4 protein-coding genes and 2 rRNA genes are annotated in these 2,998 nt (G+C 38.4%); 4 read left to right on the top strand and 2 right to left on the bottom strand.

Annotated features, from left to right (window positions below; all coding sequences use genetic code 11):
- The 4 genes from rpsR to ACKVOD_RS01780 all read left to right on the top strand — a co-directional run.
- Positions 1 to 212 (top strand): 30S ribosomal protein S18 (rpsR, locus tag ACKVOD_RS01795; RefSeq protein ID WP_409207770.1); only part of this gene is annotated, 212 nt, incomplete at its 5' end.
- 97 nt (positions 213 to 309) lie between these two features.
- On the top strand, positions 310 to 759 hold the full coding sequence (gene rplI / locus ACKVOD_RS01790) for a 50S ribosomal protein L9 (protein WP_409207769.1): 450 nt from the start codon (positions 310 to 312) through the stop codon (positions 757 to 759).
- Between the two features lie 228 nt (positions 760 to 987).
- Positions 988 to 1,383, top strand: a complete 396-nt coding sequence (locus tag ACKVOD_RS01785) for an RNA recognition motif domain-containing protein (RefSeq protein ID WP_409207768.1) — start codon at positions 988 to 990, stop codon at positions 1,381 to 1,383.
- Positions 1,384 to 1,472: 89 nt separating this feature from the next.
- Positions 1,473 to 2,219, top strand: coding sequence for a class I SAM-dependent methyltransferase (locus tag ACKVOD_RS01780; RefSeq protein WP_409207767.1), 747 nt, complete (start codon positions 1,473 to 1,475; stop codon positions 2,217 to 2,219).
- 180 nt (positions 2,220 to 2,399) lie between these two features.
- Here ACKVOD_RS01780 and rrf read toward each other — a convergent pair.
- Together rrf and ACKVOD_RS01770 are read right to left on the bottom strand one after the other, a co-directional pair.
- Positions 2,400 to 2,510 (bottom strand): 5S ribosomal RNA (rrf, locus tag ACKVOD_RS01775).
- An 89-nt stretch (positions 2,511 to 2,599) separates the two neighbouring features.
- Positions 2,600 to 2,998, bottom strand: a 23S ribosomal RNA gene (locus ACKVOD_RS01770); the annotation flags it as partial.

Below are 2,998 nucleotides of genomic sequence, written 5' to 3'. Positions count from 1 at the left end.
AGAAGAAATTCTGTCGTTTTAAAAAGTATGGTATCAAGTATGTCGATTACAAAGACATCGATTTTTTAAAGAAATTTTTAAATGAGCAAGGTAAAATGTTACCGCGTCGTTTAAGCGGTAATTCATTGAAGTACCAACGCAAGGTGGCTGACGCTATTAAGAAGTCACGCCAAATGGCATTGTTACCTTATGTAACCGATTTATTTAAATAGACCACTAATTAGTAAACCATCCCTAATCTCGTAATATTAAAAATATACTGGCGAGTGACAGCAAAAATGCTGGGCTTTTGGGAACTAAAAAAAATGTATGCAAATTATATTAATCAAAGATGTAGATAATTTAGGAGGCAAGGACGAATTAGTAACTGTTAAAAACGGTTATGCACGTAACTTCTTATTCCCTACAAAACAAGCTGTTGAAGCAAGCACTTCTAATTTAAAACAATTGGAAGAGCGTTTAAAAGCAAAAGCAAGGAAAGAAGCTGCCATGTTAGCCGAGATTACACAAGTAATTTCAGTGTTAACTTCCTCTCCGATCAAGTTGACTGCTAAAACAGGAACATCCAATAAAATATTTGGTACCATCACCTCATTACAAGTAACGCGTGCAATTCGTGAGCAAAAAGGATACGAAATTGACAGAAGACGTATTAGCTTGCCAGAGGAAATCAAAGAATTAGGCAGCTACAAAGCAACTATTGACTTTGGAAATGGACAAAATACTGAAGTAGATATTGAGATTGGCGCTGAGGCTTAATTGCCACAACCCCCAATTTCCAGCCTAAAATGAGCTTCATTTAAGGTCAAAAAAGCCTTCCCAAACCCTTGGGAAGGCTTTTTTTGGGTTATTTATGCCCAATCGGGGATAAATATTTTTAAAAAAGGGCCTAAAAGTGATTTTTGTATTAAATAGTCCTATCTTTGGAGTCTCCAATTCTAGAAGTATTTTTTAGCGTTGGTATTAGATCACTTAATTTAAAAGAACATGAACATTTATGTTGGAAATCTTAGCTGGAATATGACTAGCGAAGATCTTGAGAACTTGTTTACTCCGTTTGGAGCAGTAGCAAGTGCAAAAATTGTAACAGACAAATTTAACAACAACAGAAGCAAAGGCTTCGGTTTTGTTGAAATGGCTAATGATGATGAAGCTCGCGCAGCTATCAGTCAACTTCACGACACAGAAATGTTGGGTCGTAACATAGTAGTTAACGAGTCAACTCCACGTCCTGAAGGCGAAAGAACCTTCAAGAAGAAGCCTTATGGCGCAGGTGGCGGTGGTGGATTCAATCGCGGTGGATCCGGTGGATCTGGCGGCGGTGGAGGATACAACCGTGATCGCGGTGGTAATGGCGGTGGTGGTGAATACAACAGATATTAATCAACCTCGTTGCAATACAATCCCGTTCCGAATTTCGGAACGGGATTTTTTTTGTCCTGTACTTTTTAATAATTAGCTAATTTTAATACATGGAAAAGAAATACTGGGAAAAAATAGCCCCTAATTATGAAACTGAAATTTTTGATGTTTTACAAAATGACAAGTCTGGTAAAATTGTAAAGGCGATACACCAGTTTGCCAATAAAAAAAAGTCGGTGATTGATATTGGCTGTGCTGTTGGCAAATGGATGCCCGTATTGGCGCCCATCTTTAAAACCGTTAGGGCCATAGATATATCATCGAAAAATTTAGCCATCGCTGAAAAAAAATATAAAAAATACGATAACATAAGCTACGAATGCGTTGACATGTCGGCAACAAAATTAAAGCCACAGAAATACGATAGCGCTATCTGTATCAATGCGATACTAACGGAGTCCTTAAAAAAGAGAGATTTGTTCTTTAAACATATGTCCAGCTTTGTCAAAAAAGGTGGCGACTTAGTGCTAGTGGTACCTTCACTGGAATCGAAATTATTTAGTCATATCATTGCCAATAAATGGAATGTAGATAATGCCAAAAAAGATATTCCACCTACAGGCAAAAGGGCCATTAGTCAAATACGATTTATCAAGGATGGCGTAACTGATATTGATGATGTACCTACCAAACATTTTTTAAAAGAGGAATTAGAATTACTCTTAACACTTGCAGGATTTGAAGTAGAAAAAATAGAAAAGATAAAATACAAATGGTCCACTGAATTTCATAAACCACCCAGCTGGTTAAAAAATCCACAGCCTTGGGATTGGATGGTGAAAGCGAAAAAGAAATAAGCACTGATAAAGAAGCAATTTCAATTTCATCAGCTTCAAAAATAATGGTAATAATATAGCTACTACATTTAAAAGTCAACATACCCTGTTGGCTTTTTTTATTTCATAGAAGTAGTGGCAATTTACTTGAGGTAGGGACAAAAAAAATCCCCTGAAATTAATCAGAGGATTCTTTAATAAATAAGGCAGCTACCTACTCTCCCAGGAAAACCCAAGTACCATCGGCCATGGGGGACTTAACTTCTCTGTTCGGAATGGGAAGAGGTGAACACCCCCGGCAAAACCACCTTAAGACGGTAATTTTATCGGATGTTTAGTCATGACAACTAAACGGATAAAACAATAAATTACATATTGGAGTGAAATCAATAACAGAAAAAAAAAATAAAGCTTACGGGCAATTAGTACTACTCGACTTCGCTATTACTAGCCTTACATCTATAGCCTATCAACGTCATAGTCTTTGACGACCCTTAAAAGTAAATTCATCTTGTGGAAGGTTTCACGCTTAGATGCTTTCAGCGTTTATCCTGGCCGTACATAGCTACTCTGCATTACACCTGGCGGCATAACAGATACACCAGCGGTACGTACGCTCCGGTCCTCTCGTACTAAGAGCATGTCCACTCAATTTACTAACGCCCACCACAGATAGGGACCGAACTGTCTTGCGACGTTCTGAACCCAGTTCACGTGCCACTTTAATCGGCGAACAGCCGAACCCTTGGGACCTTCTCCAGCCCCAGGATGTGACGAACCGACATCGAGGTGCCAAACCT

Origin of the sequence: Flavobacterium sp., assembly GCF_046155325.1 — a bacterium.
Taxonomy (GTDB): domain Bacteria; phylum Bacteroidota; class Bacteroidia; order Flavobacteriales; family Flavobacteriaceae; genus Flavobacterium.
The sequence above is the reverse complement of the archived record's forward strand: the minus strand, read 5'-3'. Positions and strand labels throughout refer to the sequence as shown.

Coding starts and splice junctions, on each gene's coding strand:
- rplI (WP_409207769.1), top strand. CDS start 310: ATGCAAATTATATTAATCAAAGATGTAGATAATTTAGGAGGCAAGGAC.
- ACKVOD_RS01785 (WP_409207768.1), top strand. CDS start 988: ATGAACATTTATGTTGGAAATCTTAGCTGGAATATGACTAGCGAAGAT.
- ACKVOD_RS01780 (WP_409207767.1), top strand. CDS start 1,473: ATGGAAAAGAAATACTGGGAAAAAATAGCCCCTAATTATGAAACTGAA.